At 48.8% G+C, this 19995-nt stretch carries 18 protein-coding genes; 12 read left to right on the forward strand and 6 right to left on the reverse strand.

Annotation, left to right across the window (positions count from 1 at the left end):
- Nucleotides 1–172: 172 nt before the first annotated feature.
- Nucleotides 173–961, reverse strand: a complete 789-nt coding sequence (locus tag IQ268_RS00830) for an acyltransferase (protein ID WP_193874552.1) — start codon at nt 959–961, stop codon at nt 173–175.
- Nucleotides 962–1137: 176 nt separating this feature from the next.
- The gene (locus IQ268_RS00835) at nt 1138–2811 is read right to left on the reverse strand and encodes an alkaline phosphatase family protein (protein WP_193874554.1); all 1674 of its coding nucleotides are present in this window, start codon (nt 2809–2811) and stop codon (nt 1138–1140) included.
- 1275 nt (nt 2812–4086) lie between these two features.
- Here IQ268_RS00835 and IQ268_RS00840 point away from each other — a divergent pair.
- The 10 genes from IQ268_RS00840 (at nt 4087) to IQ268_RS00885 (ending at nt 13545) form a co-directional block, all read left to right on the forward strand.
- Nucleotides 4087–5007 carry an ABC transporter ATP-binding protein gene (locus IQ268_RS00840; RefSeq protein WP_193874556.1) on the forward strand — a complete coding sequence of 307 codons (921 nt, stop codon included), beginning with the start codon at nt 4087–4089 and terminating at the stop codon, nt 5005–5007.
- Nucleotides 5008–5391: 384 nt separating this feature from the next.
- On the forward strand, nt 5392–6165 hold the full coding sequence (locus IQ268_RS00845; RefSeq protein ID WP_193874558.1) for an ABC transporter permease: 774 nt from the start codon (nt 5392–5394) through the stop codon (nt 6163–6165).
- A gap of 562 nt (nt 6166–6727) precedes the next feature.
- Nucleotides 6728–7213 carry an allophycocyanin subunit alpha gene (apcA, locus tag IQ268_RS00850; RefSeq protein WP_193874560.1) on the forward strand — a complete coding sequence of 162 codons (486 nt, stop codon included), beginning with the start codon at nt 6728–6730 and terminating at the stop codon, nt 7211–7213.
- A 114-nt stretch (nt 7214–7327) separates the two neighbouring features.
- Nucleotides 7328–7813 carry an allophycocyanin subunit beta gene (apcB, locus tag IQ268_RS00855; protein ID WP_193874562.1) on the forward strand — a complete coding sequence of 162 codons (486 nt, stop codon included), beginning with the start codon at nt 7328–7330 and terminating at the stop codon, nt 7811–7813.
- 263 nt (nt 7814–8076) lie between these two features.
- Nucleotides 8077–8280 (forward strand): phycobilisome linker polypeptide, encoded by a 204-nt coding sequence (locus tag IQ268_RS00860; RefSeq protein ID WP_193874564.1) that lies wholly within the window; start codon nt 8077–8079, stop codon nt 8278–8280.
- Between the two features lie 207 nt (nt 8281–8487).
- Nucleotides 8488–9663: an FtsW/RodA/SpoVE family cell cycle protein gene (locus tag IQ268_RS00865; protein ID WP_193874566.1), complete on the forward strand. Its 1176-nt coding sequence runs from the start codon at nt 8488–8490 to the stop codon at nt 9661–9663.
- Between the two features lie 153 nt (nt 9664–9816).
- The gene (locus tag IQ268_RS00870) at nt 9817–10560 is read left to right on the forward strand and encodes a cytochrome c biogenesis protein CcdA (RefSeq protein ID WP_193874568.1); all 744 of its coding nucleotides are present in this window, start codon (nt 9817–9819) and stop codon (nt 10558–10560) included.
- Between the two features lie 129 nt (nt 10561–10689).
- A complete protein-coding gene (locus IQ268_RS00875) occupies nt 10690–12123 on the forward strand; it encodes a cytochrome c biogenesis protein (protein ID WP_193874570.1) in 1434 nt (477 codons plus the stop codon).
- A 258-nt stretch (nt 12124–12381) separates the two neighbouring features.
- Nucleotides 12382–13173, forward strand: a complete 792-nt coding sequence (locus tag IQ268_RS00880; RefSeq protein WP_193874572.1) for a nucleotidyltransferase domain-containing protein — start codon at nt 12382–12384, stop codon at nt 13171–13173.
- 144 nt (nt 13174–13317) lie between these two features.
- Nucleotides 13318–13545, forward strand: coding sequence for a hypothetical protein (locus IQ268_RS00885; RefSeq protein WP_193874574.1), 228 nt, complete (start codon nt 13318–13320; stop codon nt 13543–13545).
- 4 nt (nt 13546–13549) lie between these two features.
- Here IQ268_RS00885 and IQ268_RS00890 read toward each other — a convergent pair whose 3' ends face one another.
- The 3 genes from IQ268_RS00890 to IQ268_RS00900 all read right to left on the reverse strand — a co-directional run bounded on the left by IQ268_RS00890 (nt 13550) and on the right by IQ268_RS00900 (nt 17120).
- Nucleotides 13550–15544: a flotillin family protein gene (locus IQ268_RS00890; RefSeq protein WP_193874576.1), complete on the reverse strand. Its 1995-nt coding sequence runs from the start codon at nt 15542–15544 to the stop codon at nt 13550–13552.
- Between the two features lie 10 nt (nt 15545–15554).
- Entirely contained in the window at nt 15555–16238 is a 684-nt protein-coding gene (locus IQ268_RS00895; RefSeq protein WP_193874578.1) for an OB-fold-containig protein, read from the reverse strand.
- Nucleotides 16239–16862: 624 nt separating this feature from the next.
- Nucleotides 16863–17120: a TIGR02450 family Trp-rich protein gene (locus IQ268_RS00900; RefSeq protein WP_193874580.1), complete on the reverse strand. Its 258-nt coding sequence runs from the start codon at nt 17118–17120 to the stop codon at nt 16863–16865.
- A gap of 114 nt (nt 17121–17234) precedes the next feature.
- Between IQ268_RS00900 and IQ268_RS00905 the strand changes: the two genes are divergently transcribed.
- On the forward strand, nt 17235–17783 hold the full coding sequence (locus IQ268_RS00905; protein ID WP_193874582.1) for a hypothetical protein: 549 nt from the start codon (nt 17235–17237) through the stop codon (nt 17781–17783).
- A 642-nt stretch (nt 17784–18425) separates the two neighbouring features.
- Complete coding sequence (gene rpoD, locus IQ268_RS00910) at nt 18426–19547, forward strand: RNA polymerase sigma factor RpoD (RefSeq protein WP_193874584.1); 1122 nt, start codon at nt 18426–18428, stop codon at nt 19545–19547.
- 208 nt (nt 19548–19755) lie between these two features.
- Here rpoD and IQ268_RS00915 read toward each other — a convergent pair whose 3' ends face one another.
- The gene (locus IQ268_RS00915; protein ID WP_193874586.1) at nt 19756–19908 is read right to left on the reverse strand and encodes a chlorophyll A-B binding protein; all 153 of its coding nucleotides are present in this window, start codon (nt 19906–19908) and stop codon (nt 19756–19758) included.
- Between the last annotated feature and the right edge of the window lie 87 nt (nt 19909–19995).

Consider the following 19995-nt stretch of genomic DNA (forward strand, 5'->3'; position numbering starts at 1 on the left):
ACGGTGTCTCTCAAACATCTGCAAAGCCATCCGCTATTCCGGACAGAATTTAAGCACGCAACGTTCAAGTACTAAGGCCAATTACCTGTTCTTAGCACTACTAATAAACGATGAAAATTCAAGCCAAAATTTCAAACCAAAACAAAGCTAGATTTTGCATCTAGCTTTGATGTTAGAGAAATGTTCGATAGTTTAAATCGGCTGGTGTAAGGGTCGCCGAACAGTTCAAATCCTCAGCAACTTTAGCTGGATCAGTGATTAGATTGAGAGTAGTTTCCTTTGACTCCGTGCGCCTACCGTTTCGCTGAGACACAACTTTGGCGGGCACTCCAACCGCGATCGAGTACGGCGGAATATCTCTGGTAACAACAGCACCTGCCCCAACCACACTGCCCCGACCAATGGTGACTCCGTCTAAAACGCGGACTCCGCTTCCCAGCCAGCAGTCATCTTCAATCACAATGCCTTTGTAACTGCTGCCCTGCTGACAGATGAGGCGATCGGGGTCATCAAAGTTGTGATTGTTGGCATACAGCCCTGCATGGGAAGCCACCATACAGTTGTTCCCCACCTTGATTAAATCGCCCGACAAACAGGTGTAGGGGCCAATGTAAGAATTTTCACCCACCTCAATTTCACCAGAGTGGTGAGTTCTGATGTCCACTCCACGGTCGAGATGGGCTAGATTCTTAAGCCGAATGGTGCTGTTTTGCCCCAGGCTCATAATGCGAACATCCCGATGAAGGCGAATATTGTTACCCATTTCAATGCCTTTGGCCTGAATGAGTTCAACGCCCGGAGCAATATCAACCGCCGATCCCAGTTTGGCCAGAATGGTCGGATAAACAAGTTGACGCAGCTTTTTGCCGATTGAGAGGGGCATCCAGCCTAGAAGAGCGATCGCTATAGTTTCCCAGCGGCGAGACCAGACGGATGGAGAGTGATTGGTTTGCTCATTCATAAAATGTATGAAGACAAAGGTCGAGAAGCCCTTAATAAAGAGGTTGCAATCGTATGAGAAACCATTCCCAAGACGCGTTTACTGGTGAAGCATTCAGCCTCTCAGGAATGGTTGCGATTCAGATACCGTCATCAAACGACAGTTGAATAGGATGACGTTGCCGTTACTCCTGCCAACTAGGACACGGGAGTAGCTAACTCAGTCTCAGACGTTTGAACCATCGACTGTCCGTCAAAGTAGTCGGGAACAGGGGCACCCATCAGGGTCATGATCGTGGGAGTGATATCTAGCGCATGGCTGGTCGGCAGAGTGGAACCGGGTTTGATCGCAGGCCCTTGAGCCAGGAAGAAACCATCAGAACGATGGCTACCAGTGCGATGGTGAGGCACAGGGCCAATCCGTCCCAGTTGAGGAGAGTCAACAGTGTCCGTTGCGTACTCCTCTTGCCAAACAATGACTAAGTCGGCATCGGGCAGGTTGGGGTCGGTTTCCATTGGCGATCGCCGTGTTCGAATGATGTTCTTCACCATCGGAATGCCCTGACGACCATCCTTCACCTGCTGAAGCATCTGGCTTAACTCGTCACACACTTTGTCATAATCAGACGGTGAAACCATACCGTTTGGCTCACGACCTCGAACGTTAATGTGGATATAGCCCTCAGAAAAGCTAGGCAGCGCAAACGCTTTCATTTGAGGCCACAAATGCTGATACCAGGAAGAGGGCTGGAAGAACATTGGGTCACCTGCCTTCAGTAACTCAAAGGGAGACATGGGTGCTGGGTGCTTTGCCCGTCCCATCAACGGCTCTAGCTTGTTGAGCACTTTAATCGGCAGCAACCGCTTGCACAGTTGCTTCAGCGGCTTGCCTTCTTCAGTGATGGTCCACATCTCGCGCAGCCAGCTATCGTTCTTACAAGCGGTTACTGGAGGCTTGGGTGGATGGTTGATGTCATCCGGCGCGATCGCCGCTTTGCCAGGGAAGTTGTAGCGATACAGCAACTCTGGCAAGAACACAGTGCTGGGTAAATCCATTGTGTTGGCACCCATACCATGTACCGAAAAGACCACGATATGCGCGTTTTCTGGTGCTTTATCAATGATTTCCCCGATCGCCTGATCAACAGCTTCAAACACTTCAAGCAGCGGGTCGCCAGCATACTTAGCACCCAACACCTCATACAAAGGATGATCGTCTTCGCTCAAATGCCAGTTGAAGTGAGTAATAGCGTGCGTTTCGCCAAAGATGGTCATAAACAGATCCCACTCTTCCTGTTGGAGCATGTCCTGACAAATCTCAGAACGACGTTTAATGCCTTGCTCTAACATGCGTTGCAGCCGTTCCATACCAGGAACATCCAGGCATTCTGCGTGATCCTTGTGAAACCCAGGATGCTCACCAAAACGGTTAATGATGTCTTGAAACAGTGGTTCAGGCAGAGAATGGCTTGGCGTTTGAGCAGAATGCGCGCCCCAACCTAGAACCTGCAAACCGTTCACCTGTTCATTCAGCTTCGATTGAGGAATATCAAATACAGCCACTCGGTAATCGCCACCCAGTGCATAGAACGGCGGTTGTTTGGCAAAATCGTGGGCACCCCGCAGTTCAACTTGATATGTGTTTGTATGAAATTTTAAAGGCGACCAATAACCAGTCGTTTGAGGCGAGCATCCGGTTAAAAACGTTGTCCACGGAGTTTCTGCTTTGTAATGCTCATAATTACTTACGCGGGCATAGGTACCTTGCTCACGAATACGACGCAGATTACTGAGGTGCCCTTGAGACATCCAACGTTCAATTAGAGCTGGATCGGCGGCATCTAATCCAATAGCGATTACAGGTCTTTTCATAGATCTCCTTTTATGAGGTGGAGCACAGCCAACGTCAAATAAGACGATTGGCTGCGCCTTTACTGAGTAAATTTACAGAGCCAAAATTTGGAATATCCCGGACAGGGAACACAGACGTTTCTACCGATTGTGAATCCAGATGGGACTTTCAAACTGACGGCCATGCCCTATGAATCTGGATTCTGTCGCTCAACTCGAACCAAAGTTGCCCAGCGTCAACTTACTCTTTCGTCATTTTGCTTTCTCGACTGCAACCGGAAAGGGGAGACACAACTGATGGTTTTATACCGAGAAGTCACGTACGACCAGCAAAAGTAGTTCGTCTTGCCGATTGCGAATTTGTTCTTCATTTGAAAGTAATCTACCCAGAGGATGATTATGTGAGGAGTTGGTGAAATCGGTATCGTATTTTAGAAACTTTCGATGAAGTAGCGATATCAAAGCAAGCTTTCAACAAAAAGCAAAATTTACATCCGGCAAATCACGGGTCTTTTAAAAAAGATTCTGTTAGTTTTCTTATCAAAAGCCAAGCAAAGCCGTAAATTTCCTTATAAGGAAATGAACTTTATACTAAATAGTTAAAGCAATAACCGGAGTTTTACGCTTGCAGTTTTTGTCAATTTAACTACGTTTTGACTGTGCCGTGGAACTGATACAGCTATGGAGCTGTTGCGGTCACATCCAAATTGCTGTGCAGCATAATTGAAGCTAGATGAGCAAAGAAGTAATGCGGCAAAAGCCACCGAATCGCCATCCCAAAACGATCGCTCAGCAAGCAGTCCGCCTCGCAAGCACTAATGAGCCGTCAACTGGCTGCATGAAGTAGAACAGCGATCGAACGGCGATCGGATAAAACACACCCCATCTAAATTGCTCCACCTAATACTGTGGCAACCTAGAGATAGGCCACGAATACAAGCAATTGAGTTGAAAATCTCCCCCCTTAATTGATTGAGAAAACTCGATCGCCCTCTCCCTCAAAGGGAAAAGAAACGTGGGACGTTGTTGAAAGCGTACGAAGTTCGTAGAGCCATGCAACGCCCTTACAGCAGGTGTTCAAAGAACCTGTTCATACCGCTATTGAGCAACGCTAAAGATGGGGGTGCTTGCCCATAAGGTGAGGAAGCCTGATCAGTCAAGCAGTATCTAGACAGCAGAACCGTTTCCCGATTCGTCATCTAAACCTTTCACCTGGATAGGTTTAGACGCAGATGTAGAGCAGTTGGTACCTCTCAGACTTGCTCCAGGGCAAGGATCTGAACTCAATAGACATTCATGAAAATTCTTGAAGCACAACAGTTACAGAAGTCGTATCGCTATCAAGGCAACGTGCTGCAAGCCGTACGAAACGTTTCCTTAACGATTCATGCTGGCGAAGTTTTGGCATTCTTAGGGCCTAACGGAGCAGGAAAAACTACCACCATTAAAATGATTGCCGGACTCATTCTGCCCGATGCCGGATGGGTAAAAATTATGGATCGTGATCCCCATCGCGATCCAAAAGCCTTGCGATCGCTCGGTGCCGTCTTAGAAGGAAATCGCAACCTCTATTGGCGATTAACACCCGAAGAAAACCTGGAGTACTTTGGCGTTTTGCGAGGACTCAGCCGTCGATTAGCACACCAGCGAGGACGACAACTGTTAGAGCGGTTTGAGCTAATGGACAAACGCAAAACGGTGGTGCAAATGTTATCGCGTGGGATGCAGCAGAAAGTGGCGATCGCCGTTGCCCTCGTTCACGACCCACACCTGCTGTTGCTAGATGAACCAACCCTGGGGCTGGATGTAGAAGCAACCGAAAACGTGAAAACGCTGATTCGCGAGATTGCGGTTGAAGGACGAGCTATTCTGCTTACGACCCATCAGCTCAACGTTGCAGAAGAACTCTCCGACTGGGTTGCCATTATTCAAAAGGGCGACATTGTTGTAAAAGAACCCACACCAGAGTTAATTCGCCAATTTTCTGGCAGTGCTTACACCCTGGAATTAGACGTTGCGTTAGACCCTGAGCGAGCCAGCAAAATTGAGGCGATCGGTGGTGTTATCGACGGCCAGATAGTGATAGTAAAAGAAGCAGGTTTGCTGTATCGGGTGTTCCAAATTCTTGAACCGCTACCGTTAGTGCGAATGGCAAGGGATCAAGCTAACCTAACTGAAATCTTTTTGAATCTGGTACGAGCAGATCACGCCCCTTAATGGCTGGCCTTCTCCAAATCAACTTCTGGCAAGCTAACAGTATCACCCCGTCGAATTCAAGCTCAAAATCGGTGAATTGGTGCCTGCGGCAAGTCAGAAAAAGGAACGTTCAGCACTCTTTAAACATCCTCTAAGCTCGACTTTATTCAATTCAAACAGAGCCATTTTCGGCGCGTCTGGTTTTAGAAGATGTTTTAAAAGTATCTAATGTCTCCTGTAAGGGCGTAGCATTCGGCAGATAGCCCTTGAAATAGACCCAAACGTATTGCCCGAATGCTACACCCCTACGGGTGTTGGGCTACAAACTAGACTTTTAAAACATCCTCTAAGAGGGTGTTTTAAACATTCTCTTAGATCTACCAAATTCACTACTAATCTCTTCCTATGATTGAACTGTTTCTAGCAGAACTTAAGCGTAGCTGGATTGAATTTTTGCGCTATTCCTTTGAAGCTGTTGTTGGAATTCTGATTACCAGCATGGTGTTCTATGGACTGTTTCTCAGCGCTCGTTACATTGCTGGCCCCGCTTTGCAGTTTGGCGATCGCCTGGATGCCATTGTTGTGGGTTATGTCCTCTGGACGTTAGTGGTGTTCATTGAAGCCAACATTGCAGGAGGACTACAAAGTGAAGCACAAACCGGGACGCTAGAGCAGCTTTTTATCTCTCCGTTTGGTGCCTCACGGGTCTTTCTGGTAAGGGCGATCGCCAGTCTCACGCTTCAAATTAGTATCAACATGATTGTTTTGTTGATCATCATTCTCCTGACAGGCAGCCAGCTTTCGTTTCCACCCACGCTGGTACTTCCCTTCCTCACAGTAATCCTGGGTGCCTATGGAGTGGCCTTTATCATGGGGTCGCTGGCGCTTGTCTTAAAACGAGTCCAGCAACTTCTGGGAATTGTACAGTTTGCCTTGCTATTTTTGCTCACCATTCCGGTTGAAACATGGACTGGCTCACTCCAGCGCTTGGGCTGGCTGCTGCCGATGGCTCCCGGAGCAGGTTTATTGCGAGGTTTAATGGCTCGCGGGGAAGGGCTTCATGTCACGCACCTGGCGATCGCATTCGTCAACGGTAGCCTGTATCTCATGCTGGGGCTGTACCTGTTTCGATGGGCAGAACGAGTCACCAAATATCGCGGCAGGCTCGGTGGTTATTAAGGGGCGTAGGTTATTGAGGGGCGTAGAGTAATAAAAAAGCGCACTCGTCAAAAGTGCGCCTTGGATGTGTCAGATTGTGGTGACATGATAACTGTGACTCGAACACCGCTAGCATACGAGCCTTGGCAAGATTCTCTTTGTAAAGAGGAATACGATATTCAGCCTCTATGACCAATTGATGACACAGAGCCAGACGGGCGATCGCCTGACCTAACCGCCAAACTAAATATTTTATTTAGATTTCGTCTACCAACAGGCTGCTCAAACGTAGTAAGGGAAATCCGACAAATGAGATACTTATTACAAAATGTTGCGAGCAAACTCAGATTGTGAACCCCATGCCGCAAAATAAATCCGGAAGGTAGCTGAGCTTGAACACTCAATATACGTCTGGTCGTCCCCTAAAACGGCTGGAATACTTCGGTAAAGTATGAGATGCCTGATCAGCTATTGATAGCGAGGCTTAAATGATCGTCAAGATCATTTAAAAGCTCAGTCGTTCAGCAATGAACGCCAGTTTAAACACACCTGGTTACATTTTGCTTTTCGGAGGAATCCATCAATGAGTATTGTCACGAAGTCAATCGTGAATGCCGACGCTGAGGCTCGTTATCTCAGCCCCGGTGAATTAGATCGGATCAAGAGCTTTGTTACTTCTGGTGAGCGTCGTCTACGCATTGCTCAAGTTTTAACCGATTCGCGCGAGCGCATCGTTAAGCAAGCTGGCGACCAGTTGTTCCAAAAGCGTCCTGATGTTGTCTCCCCCGGTGGAAACGCCTACGGCGAAGAGATGACTGCAACCTGCCTGCGCGACTTGGACTACTACCTACGTCTGATCAGCTACGGCGTTGTTGCTGGTGACGTCACCCCTATCGAAGAGATCGGAATCGTTGGTGTACGCGAGATGTACAAATCTCTCGGCACTCCCGTTGAAGCAGTAGCAGAAGGCATCCGTGCCATGAAGAATGCAGCTGCTTCCATGATGTCTGCGGAAGATGCGTCTGAAGCAGGCTCCTACTTCGATTACGTTATCGGTGCAATGCAGTAAGGCGAACGGCGACAGGCAACGGGTACACCCATCAGCGTTTGCCCTAATCCCTGTTTTCCATTTCCTATTCTCTCTAACCGACTAACTAACGACTTCGTCAAAGGAACCAAGATCATGCAAGACGCAATTACTTCTGTTATCAACTCCTCCGACGTTCAGGGTAAGTACCTTGATACCTCTGCTCTGGAAAAGCTAAAAGGCTACTTCCAAACCGGTGAACTGCGCGTTCGTGCAGCAACCACCATCAGTTCTAATGCAGCCGCGATCGTCAAGGAAGCAGTGGCTAAGTCCTTGCTTTACTCTGACATCACCCGTCCCGGCGGCAACATGTACACCACCCGTCGCTATGCTGCTTGCATCCGCGACCTCGACTACTACCTCCGTTATTCAACCTATGCCATGCTCGCTGGCGATCCTTCCATCCTGGATGAGCGTGTGCTAAACGGTTTGAAAGAAACCTACAACTCCTTGGGAGTACCTATCTCGGCTACCGTTCAAGCGATCCAAGCTATGAAGGAAGTCACCGCTAGCTTAGTTGGCGCTGACGCAGGTAAAGAAATGGGTGTCTACTTCGACTACATCTGTTCTGGCTTGAGCTAGTTATTGGGCGGTCAGTGACAGGTGCTGAGTTGTTTCAGCTCAACATCAAGCACTTAACGGCCATATCAAGGGTCTGGGAAGTCTGAAGTGAGTTTTAGGTGGTTAGCGGCTTCAACCTTTAGCTGTAGCGATCTACGATTGACTTTAGACTCCCAGCCTTCAACCAACTGCTTTAACGATTGAATCGGATATCACAAGCAAAATTTCTTCGCTACAGTCTCGAAAATCTAGAGTTTTCCAGTCCAGTCAGGAGATGTACAGCTATGCGCATGTTTAAGGTTACGGCTTGTGTTCCTAGCCAGACCCGGATTCGCACCCAGCGAGAATTGCAAAATACCTACTTCACCAAGCTAGTTCCCTACGATAACTGGTTCCGGGAGCAGCAGCGAATTATGAAGATGGGCGGCAAGATTGTCAAAGTTGAGCTGGCAACTGGCAGACCAGGAACGAACGCTGGTCTACTGTAACGCCATTACAGAATTTCACAAACGGCTGCTGGCAGCAGGTTTGTAACTCAGTTTCAAAGGTTTGACTCCGTTGTTAGATACCAAAGAGGTCACTAGTTGGCCTCTTTTTTGTTGCATTTCATAGTCCGGACTTTACTTTTGAGGTGTTTGCTGGCATCCTGCTGGCGTAAGTTACTGTATGGCAACCCACTCTTTTATCATTAGGCCGTGAATCTCCGCGACTTCATTCCATTCCTAGATTCTTCTGTATCAACATGGGCGATCGAGGCCAGAGTGCTGCGATGGTTGACCTTTTTGTGGCTATCCGTAGGGCTGATTGTCATGTTCTCCGCCTCCTACGCCGCCGCAGACGCTGAGCGTGGTGATGGACTGTACTACTTTAAGGTACAACTGCTGTGGGTCGTTATTGGTCTAATTGGATTTAATATCCTTGTCCATTCGCCGCTTCGCTATATTTTGGGCATCGCAGATTGGTTCATGCTGGTGCTGCTGGCTTTAATTCTCTCAACCCTGCTCCCAGGATTTGGCACCACGGTGAATGGAGCGACCCGCTGGCTGGCGATCGGTCCTTTTCTCATCCAGCCTTCCGAGTTAATCAAACCCTTTTTGGTGTTGCAAAGCGCCCGTGTATTTGGACAGTGGTCTAGATTAAGTTGGACAACGCGACTCACCTGGATTGCCGTTTTTGTGGTGCTTATGGCTGCCATCCTCTTGCAGCCCAACCTCAGTACAGCCGCACTGTGTGGCATGGTCGTTTGGCTCATCGCTTTAGCAGCAGGATTACCGTTTGCTTATCTGGGTAGCACCGCGTGCAGCGGTTTGTTGCTAGCCATTGTCAGCATTAGTCTAAAAGAATATCAGCGACGGCGGGTTATCTCTTTTCTAAATCCGTGGGCTGATCCGTCTCAAGATGGGTATCAGTTGATCCAGAGTCTCCTGGCGGTTGGCTCTGGTGGCTTTTGGGGAGCAGGCTTTGGTATGTCGCAACAAAAGCTGTTTTATTTGCCGATTCAATATACCGACTTTATCTTTGCGGTTTTCGCCGAAGAATTTGGGTTTGTCGGTTGCGTCCTGCTGTTAGGACTATTAGCAGCTTATGCCGCGCTGGCGCTGATGGTTGCCCTCAAAGCCCGCAATCAGATTCATCAACTTGTAGCGATCGGCATCATGGTGCTAATGGTGGGTCAATCCCTTTTGAACATTGGCGTTGCCACGGGTGCACTGCCAACCACAGGGCTGCCCTTTCCCCTATTTAGCTACGGTGGCAGTTCCATGATTGCCAGTATGCTATCTGCCGGGTTGCTAATTCGGGTTGCCCGCGAAAGCAATGAAGCAGACGTTTTGTCGTTTCAAGAGCGGCGAACATCTGGCTCCAGGAGTTAGCTCAATCGATCGCCAGTCTTGCAGGAGAGCCGTATATTTCGCTGGTAATAGAGCGTGGCTGTAGATTAGGATCGGCTTCGATACAATCAAAAGAGAAGTGTTACAAATCTCAGCACTGCATTCATTCTGATTGCTACCTACCCACTGCACCCAATGCTGGACGTCTTGCAAACTAAACTGTATGAACTGGAGCAATATGCCGATGCTCTTGTTTTTAACCAGTTGCACCATTTAACGCTCGTTAGTGTTGGCATTATTTTTCTGGCAGGGTTGTTAACCAGCCTTACCCCCTGTATGCTCTCAATGCTGCCCATCACCATTGGCTACATTGGCGGATATGAAGCAAAAAGTCGGTTGCAAGCTGCCGCTCAGTCCACCTGGTTTTCATTAGGCTTAGCCACCACGCTGGCCGGGTTAGGAATATTAGCGGCAGTGGTTGGTAAGGTTTACGGTCAGGTTGGGATTGGACTCCCTATTATCGTGAGCATTATCGCCATCCTGATGGGATTAAACCTGTTAGAAGCACTGCCCCTCCGCCTACCGTCGTGGGGTGGTATGGATTGGATTTCAACCGATTTGCCGGAGGGGGTACGCTCCTATTTCATAGGTTTAACCTTTGGGCTAGTGGCATCGCCTTGCAGTACTCCCGTTTTGGCGACGCTGCTTGCCTGGATCTCTGCTACAAAAGATCCGTTTTTAGGCGGAGTGCTGTTGCTGTCTTATACAGCAGGCTATGTGGCTCCTTTGATTCTGGCAGGAACATTTACAGCATCCATTAAAAAGCTTTTAGATTTACGGCGCTGGTCTAGCTGGATTACTCCTGTTAGTGGCGCGTTGTTGGTGGGGTTTGGTGTCTTTTCTCTACTGTTCCGTTTGTTTCCCGCAGGTGCGTACTGAAACCGGGTGAAACAGCGAAATTTGGTTGTGGCTTAAAGGATGGTTCCAACGTGCCAACAGTCACTCGAACTGCATTCCGTCATTCATCGATCGCAACCTCAATTCAATGGCTCAGAACCTATAGGTGCAATGACTTCAGATACCCCCTCTGATAAACTATCCCTTCTTTGGAAAGTGCCGCAGCGCTACTTTCAGCAGGATTTACTGCCGCTACTGGCCGACTTGCGGCTGGCGATCGCTCTCCTCTTAACCATTGCCCTGTTCAGTATCTCTGGAACGGTACTGGAGCAGGGACAATCTACCGCCTTTTATCAAGCCAACTATCCAGAAGATCCGGCTCTGTTTGGGTTCCTCACGTGGAAAGCCATTCTGATGCTGGGGCTGGATCACGTTTACCGCACCTGGTGGTTTCTGGCCTTACTTATCCTGTTTGGATCGAGCCTGACGGCCTGCACCTTTACCCGCCAGTTTCCAGCGCTGGGGGCAGCCAAAAATTGGAAGTTTTATGACCAATCTCGCCAGTTTCAAAAGCTAGCGTTGAGTGCCGAACTGGATAACGGGTCACTGGATCAATTAACACCGCTATTGCAGCAGAAAAACTACCGCATCTTTCGAGACGGCAATAAACTCTACGCCCGCAAAGGCATTACCGGACGCATTGGCCCTATTGTGGTTCACGCAGCCATGCTAATTATTTTGGCAGGAGCCATTTTAGGTGCGATGACTGGCTTTTTCGCCCAGGAGATGGTACCAAGCGGTCAAACCTTTCAAATTCACAATATCTTTGATGCTGGCCCGTGGGCAAAATCCCAGATTCCAACGGATTGGTCGGTGCGGGTCAACCGTTTTTGGATCGATTACACCTCCGAAGGCCGAATTGATCAGTTTTACTCCGACTTATCGGTTCTAGATACCCAGGGGCAAGAGCTTCAACGGAAAACGATTCATGTCAACGAACCGCTTCGCCACAAAGGGGTGACGTTGTATCAGGCAGATTGGGCGATCGCCGCCGTTCGGTTTCGCATTAACAACAGCCCAATGCTGCAATTACCCATGTCGCAACTCGCCACCGAAGGCAACGGACGGCTGTGGGGCACCTGGATTCCAACCAAGCCTGATTTGAGTGCAGGAGTGTCTCTGATTGCTAAAGACTTGCAGGGAATGCTGCTGATTTATGACATGGAAGGGAAACTGGTTTCGACGGTGCGGGAAGGCATGTCAACCGAGGTGAATGGGGTGACGTTGGCGATCGCAGAAGTGATTGGCAGCACCGGACTGCAAATTAAAGCCGATCCGGGGATTCCGCTGGTATATACCGGGTTTGGCTTATTGATGCTGGGTGTGGTTATGAGCTATGTGTCACACTCGCAGGTGTGGGCACTGGAGGAAAGCGATCGCAACCCGCCGGATTCATCTACGCCTCGCTTCTATGTTGGTGGACGGACTAATCGGGCACAGGTCACGTTTGAACGAGAGTTACTAGAAATATTGGATCGTTTAAGCCAAGCCGAGTCCGTGGCTCCGTCTGTAGCAACGGTGACTGAATTATCCAGTGTGAGCTAACCAGACAACAAGCTTTTCGGTTTCTTAAGCATTGCAGCCTGCGATCGCTTGCATAATTCGTCATGATGGAGCTAGTCTGGCTGAGATTGTTGCAACAGCCTGACGTCCCAAGATCAAGTTCCTTCAACCTGTGAGGAAGGTAAACCAATGGAAACGAGTGAACTGCTAACGTTAATCCTGCTGCTTAGCCCTGGTCTGCTGCTGTCTGTCTTGGTGATGGCTGTCTTTTCGGTCGGTGGCTAGCTAGCTTCTGAATCAATGCGAAAGGCAATTGTAGAGAGTCTAACCACCGCGCTAAAACTGCATGATTTTGTCCTGGCAATGTGGCAAGGAGGATCAGCAGCGCATGGGCATACAGACGAGTGGTCAGACCTTGATCTTCAAGTTATTGTTCAAGATGCGTGGGTTGAGCAAACGCTTGTACTCATTGAGCAGACATTAACCACGATCGCTCCAATTCGCTTCCAGCATCGAGTTCCAGAACCAACCTGGCATGGACACGCCCAGTGCTTTTATGGGCTAGAAGCGACCAATCCATTCCTATTTTTGGATCTAGTTATTCTCCAGCAAAGTAGCCCCAACCATTTTTTAGATAGGGAAAGAAACGGCACGGTCATTGTCAGCTTCGATAAGATGGCTCTGCTGGTTCAACATCCGTTAAACTGGGACGAGCATCTCGCCAAGATGCGTCAGAGCTTCAATCAACTACAGGAGACGTTTGAGCTACGGCAACGACTAGTCCAGAAAGAAATTCACCGCAAACACTGGGTAGAAGCAGTAATGGGCTATCATAAGTGGACTTTGCAGCCGTTGATAGAACTGCTAGGAATGCTTTACCGACCCTATCGCTACGATTTCAACGCAAAATACTTTAGTCGTGATTTTCCACCAGAGGTCAAGGCTCGCGTAGAACCCTTGTTGTGTGTCACCGAGTTGGCCGATCTAAAACACAAGCAACGGCTAGCAGAGGATCTTTTTGTTGAAGTATTGCCCCAGGTTGGATTGGCATTGCGATCGCCTCAATCATCTATCCCAGTCGATCCTGGATAAAGATAGCGACAGGTGGGGCTTCACGCTGGGTTTGTATTTTGGTATTTTCTGTAACAGACTGTGATGTAGCCCAACACTCTACCGTTCATGACTGCTTGCGAAGAATGCTGTTGCAGAGGTGTAACATTGCCTCTGTTCTCTTCTATGCCTTCCTCAACCATGTCCCCCCTGTTCAAATACAGCATTACTCCAATAGATGAAGGCGTATTGCTACGAATTTGGGAACCTGCGCCAATGAACGAAATTAGAGCAAAGCCCTTTTTGTTTATGGCAAAGCATCGCCTGCCGTCTGATGATGAAGCCCAGGCCATGCTGGATCAATATATGGCTGCCTACAACAAGCTCATCTGCAAGCAGCCATCTAACGTTTAACCGGTTAGAACCGGACAGCATCATCGCCATCAACAGATGGAACCCACTCGGTTGGATTCACTACCACCGAGGTCGATGGGCGATCGTCACTAGATGAAGTACCGCCATTGTTGAGCAGTTTACCAACCTGCCCGATCAGCGTTCCTAAGTTGCCCTCGTCTAGCAGCGTATTGATGAGAGCAAGACCGCTGGTCGAGAGTAACAGCTTGTTGATATCCTGAGCGCCATTGCTGCCGTTACCGTTTGCACCTGGAAAGGCATACACACGCGCATCGCCCAATACACCAGGTTGCGGAGCAAGCGCCTGCAACACTTCTGGCAACCGCTCTGCCAGTTCAGGCCAGATGGTGTTAATCACCTCAGCCGTCAAGTTGGCGTTGCTGATCAAATTTCGGGCAAGCATCTGCTCTTTTAAGCCTTCTGCGTCTGCCAAACTTTTATCTCGATTGGCCTGCGCCAACGTGCGGATGGCTTCTGCTTCTAGCTCAGCCGCCTGTTTGGCAATCTCGGCCTGCCGCCGCCGCCTGAATACATCCAGTTCCACCACGTTTTGGTCGGCGATGCGACGTTCTTCGGCTTCCCGTTGAGCAGCGATCACAGCCAGTTGACGCTGCCGTTCGGCCACTTCAATTTCGGTCGCTGTACTCACCGAGGCTTCTGCTTTAGCTCGTTGAGCTTCTGCCAGAAAGCTTTCGCGTCGTTTGTCGGCGATCGCAATTGCCAGATCTTCTTGTGCCACTCGCGCCATCCGCTCCGACTCTGCCACCTGCACCTGCGCCTCAAGCCGCTGAGAGTCAACCGTTTTTTGGCGAGTAATGTTTGCTATTTCCGATTCCTGAAGCTGAAGCGCCTGCACAACCTTCAATTTCTTTTGACGTTCTTCCAGTTCAATATCTGCGTCAATCTGGCTCTGCTGAATCCCCAGCTTCCGCCGAATTTCTTCTTCCTCCACTGCCTTTTCTTGCAAAATTTTGGTGCGTTGGGTTGCCGCTGCTTCCTTGGCCTTTGCTTCTTGAGTTTCTCGCTCTCGTTGAGCTTTGAGCGCCTCTACTTGAAACTGCTGTTCCAGGCGAACGCTTTCTTTTTCTTGCTCAATTTGCAGCGATCGCTTCTGTGCATCCAGTTCTTTTTGCTCAAGCGTTACCTGGGTTACCAGTTCAACTTCTCGCTTTTGTTGAATCGATCGTTGAATGGTTTCCGTCCGCAGTCGCACACCCTGAGCATCAAAGAAATTGTTGGTGTCGTATGTATCGCTTTCCTGAATTTCAGAAATCGCAATGTTGTTGAGCGTTAGTCCCACTTTGCCTAAGTCTTGCTGTACTAAGTTGAGAACTTCCTGAGCAAACCCAAGCTTGTCAGAATCAATCTCAGCCAGGTTCTTGGTTTTTGCTGCCGCTCGAATAGCATCATCGGCACGTTTTTCCAGCGCATTTTTGATGTCCTCTGGCGTGATCTTGCCAGCCTGAGACAAACGCGCTGCTGCCGTCAATACATCCTCTTCCGAGGCATTGATACAAACATAAAATGTGACCCGCATATCAGCTCGCAGGTAATCTTTGGTTCGCACGGCCAACTTACCAGTACGCTCCACGTCGATCGAAATTTCCCGCAGCGGAACGCGGGTTAGCTCATGAAATCCGGGTAAGACAACGCAGCCCCCGTTTAGAATCACTGATTTCTTTTTAACGAAGACACCGCCCGTCCGCACAAACGCCTCGTTGTTGGGCGTAATCACATACACCCTGGTATAAGCCCAGACGCTGACCAACAACAGCACAATCAAACCAACAATCAGGCTGGGAAAAACTAGCAAGCCACTCACCTGGCCGACCACAGGCGGTGCAGTTGGCATCGTTGTCAGGCTGGCTGGAGTTGAAGAAGCAACCAGCACAGCATTGTCGTTCTCACCATCCATTTGGGAGAAAGCCGTGGCAACCCCATCCAGATCAACGGTTGCCAGAGTAGGGAGGGACTGAACAAATGTAAGCCAGAACAACATAGGGGAGTTCCTAACGTGAATCTTTAGTAGAGGAGTTCGCAAGCCAGCGGTCTTGATCCGCGCTGTCTTTGACAATGACTAAGTAGAGCAGTGCCATCCGCTCGATGACTAAAATTTTTTCACCGCGCTGGGGCACCACCGTGGCCCATTCTGGTAGTGCAGCGTTCACCGTAACCAAATTACGCGCCGGGTCGAGGACATCGACTTGACCGATTTTGTTTTCTTGAATCAACGGAATGCGGACGGTACTCACAGTGCCAACACAGCCCACCAGGCGATCGCTACCGGCATCTTCACCAAAGGAAGCAAACGCTTGCCCCATCGGTCGAGCAATCATGCCACCCAGCACCATGGCAATTGCCAAAGCACCAAACAAAACGCCAAGCCCAATAGCACCCGACGGCATCTCGCCCCAATGTTCACCAACCGCCACATTGAGCATCCACCCTGCTGTCCCCCAAATGCTCAGGTCAGTAGCCAGCAGCAAAATTAAAGGTGCTTTACCAATGCCAAGCCATCCCAGCGCTTGAGATGCCTCAAAACCACCATCCGCATCGGTGTCTATATCAACATCTGCATCGGCATCCACATCGAAATCATCATCCCCTCCACCCGACACCACCACAATGGCGAATAGGAGGACTCCCATTCCTAGAAAAATCCAATAGGGTACATTGGCAACATCAAACAGCATGGCTGCAACAGGCGACTAATAGTTGAACAAATGATTAAAATCAAGCGGGCTATAAAGACGGTAACAGTGCGTGCGATCGCACATGAAGCAGACGATTTATGGTGCAATTCCGCCGTTCAAGCCAGAAATCTGATGCGAGCTTTCAATGGGAAACTGGCAGAAACAGGGAAATTGCTAAACCAAATCCACTGACTTTAAATACAATTCGGCAGCGACGCTTACGGAATGACGTTACTTTAAGACTACCCAGACTCCAGAACGGCTAACCGAAGGTTGATCAACTGCCGAACAATCAACTGCTTAAGCAGGTGTGAGACGCAACGTAGCAACTCATTCAGATTATTTTTTGCTCAAGCCTAGCTCACAATATGCAAAAACCAATGAGGTTGAGCTTGAGATGATATCTTTTTTAACCTATCAAATGGGTATTCCAGGAAACGCTAATCCTGGCGCTCTGCAATTGTGTGAATTGCAGGCCAGCAGCAGAGCAGGCTAATCCTGTGTTGGTCAATCAGGTTCGGGGTTACATCTCGCTCCCCACCCCCTCAGCTTGTCCCAATGCGTTCACCAAAAACTGTTTCAATCATGCGATCGCTGCAAACTGGGAAGAGAACCACAGTCACACTACTCTAATTCCTCTAATTCCTCAGCCTCCATTTCTTGCAACGATTGCCAGCCCGCATGCCACAGTGCCCGATCCTTGAGCTGCTTGGCGTTGAGCCAAAATCTTACAGACGGATCGCAGGCCGCTACCATTTCGGCAAAGACCCACTGATCCTCATTTTTGCGATTAACAACCTGGAAGTGACGCCATCCCCATGTCGTTTGCTGAGCTGTCCACCGAGAACCAACTAAGTGAGGAAACTTCTGCTTCTTGGGCATTTCCTGCTGCAATCAAATGTTGACAAGTCTTATCTTGAGAATGCCATATTTAGAAAGAGCGTGCAGACCACCCACCAAGCTTGCAGATCAATATTTAGAATCTGAACAAGTCCTATGGTCATTCTTGAACCCATTCAGTCGAAATATTGCTCAGTCCCCCGGCATGTTGGGATCTTGACATTTGCCAGCATCATTTCATTCACAGGAATCATCTTTATCAGTACGGAGCAGCTCACCACCCTCACCTGCTGGCGAAGTTCGTTATCCAACCTGGAAGAGATTCAAGGAGGCTGTACCATTACAACGGCACGACGGTTTATGTCGTCGAGTCAGACGATCGCGCTCCACCATTTACAGGCTGCACGTTTAGAGCAACGTCATCAGCACCGCTACCACATTAGTTATCAGGTAGTCTTGCAAACCGACAGCGGCGAGGTGCCGATTACCAGTGCAGCGCCCCCGGCAAAACGGTGGAAGGAAGAGGTCGCCGCCGATATTAATCGTTTTCTGCATACTCCCCAACAAACCAATTTGCAGATCCAACTAGACAACCAGGATTGGGCCGGCATTTTTGGGTTCTCAGTCGCGGTCATTGGCACGGGATGTAGCCTGTTTGCCAGACAAATCAACCAAAATCTTAGCCACTACAACAGTAACGGTTGAGCTTTACTCCAGCCGTTTGCGCCAATCTGGCGTTAAAAGTCAAGAGTTCTAACAATTAGGCTCAACAGAATCCACTTTTTTCAAGTACAGTCGATACACTTTAGGAGTAATTTCACTAAAATAGCGGAGTTAGTTCAGCCATATTTCCGAGGATTGTTTTTCTGAAATATGATTACGTTGGTACTAAGCACTAGCAGTGCTGATAGAACAAAGTGCATTGTCGTACGACACCCGCCTGAAAAGCAGTCACTTTTTCCAGAGCAACTTTGATTCTTAAACATTGCTGGCCGTTCGTTGAGTAATTCGACTACACTATTAGCTTCTCTACAGAGAGTGAATCGTTAATTGTCTCTATAAGCCTTTTCATGATGAGGATTAACAAAAAACGTGCAACTTTTGTGAGAAAAGCTACAATCGGAGAGATCTTTGCAAAATTCACACATACGAACCCCATTTCAGTCTCTCTACCTGCCGTTACTTGGCAGATAAGTGTACAAGCGAATGGGCTAAACACCTGTTTGCTTTGGAGTTCGTTGTCCGAAAGGTCCATAGATAGCTAGGCGACCTAGAGATAGATCATGATATTCTCTAGTTTTCATTGGCTTTACATCTTTTTGAACTAAGGAGCATGAGGAGCGCGGCATGACCCAGGCTAATGACGTACTCGAAACCATCGACCAACCCGACAGTGAGTTGGATCTCTTAATCGAGCCAGAGGATGATCGAGACGACTTGTTTGATGCTCAGCCTGATGAAGACGATGAGAAAGCCGTCAAGGGACGAGCCCCCCGTCGTCGGGCGCAAGCCAAGAAGAAGCACTATACCGAAGACTCAATTCGACTTTATTTGCAAGAAATTGGTCGAATTCGACTACTACGGGCAGATGAAGAGATTGAGCTTGCTCGTAAAATTGCTGACTTGTTGGAGTTGGAGCGGATTCGTGAACGGCTAATGGAGGAACTCGATCGCGAGCCTCACGATAATGAGTGGGCTCAGAAGGTTGACATGCCTCTGCCTGCGTTCCGTCATCGCTTACATGTGGGCCGCAGAGCGAAAGATAAGATGGTGCAATCCAACCTGCGTTTGGTTGTATCGATCGCCAAGAAGTATATGAATCGAGGCTTGTCATTTCAGGACTTGATTCAGGAAGGAAGTTTGGGTTTGATCCGGGCGGCTGAAAAGTTCGACCATGAGAAAGGCTACAAGTTTTCGACCTACGCTACCTGGTGGATTCGTCAGGCCATTACACGGGCGATCGCCGATCAATCTCGTACCATTCGCCTTCCGGTTCACCTATACGAAACTATCTCCCGCATTAAGAAAACGACAAAGTTGCTTTCTCAGGAAATGGGGCGCAAGCCAACAGAAGAAGAAATTGCAACTCGCATGGAAATGACCATCGAAAAGCTGCGATTTATTGCAAAATCGGCTCAGTTACCCATCTCTTTAGAAACACCCATTGGTAAAGAAGAAGACTCCCGCCTGGGAGACTTCATTGAATCAGATGGCGAAACGCCTGAAGATCAGGTTTCTAAGAACTTGTTGCGCGAAGACCTGGAAAGCGTTTTAGGAACCTTAAGCCCACGCGAACGGGATGTATTGCGTTTACGTTATGGCTTAGACGACGGACGCATGAAGACATTAGAAGAGATCGGTCAGATCTTCAATGTCACCCGCGAGCGCATTCGCCAAATCGAAGCCAAGGCGTTGCGGAAGTTGCGCCACCCCAACCGTAACAGTGTACTTAAGGAATACATTCGCTAACGGTTGCGATCGCATCTAACGCTTTAAGTGTAAGAACATCCAGTGGATTCATTCACTGGATGTTTTTGCAATCACATTCAGACTGGTGGGGCAGGCAAATTCAGGCTATGGAAATGAAAGGCAGGGCATCTTTACAAATGCCCTGCCTGTTGATGCAATCCAAAATTGTGATCAATGAAGTGATCGATGAACTGTAGCAATCAATCCGTTACAGCAAACCCCAAAAGTGCAGAACTCCCTGACCTGAAACCAGTTCAATGATTACAGCAGCGGCATAGCCAATCATTGCCAAACGACCATTCCAGTTCTCGGCTCCAGCAGTGAAGCCCCAGTTCCAAGCATTACGGTTCTCTTCTTGCATGTCCTAGACTCTCCGTGGAGAAATGTAAACCTTCATTAAATAATGTAACCAAATAATTTAGGCATGGCAATGTTATGGTTGCCGGGT

This window comes from Oculatella sp. LEGE 06141, assembly GCF_015207605.1.
GTDB lineage: Bacteria > Cyanobacteriota > Cyanobacteriia > Elainellales > Elainellaceae > Oculatella.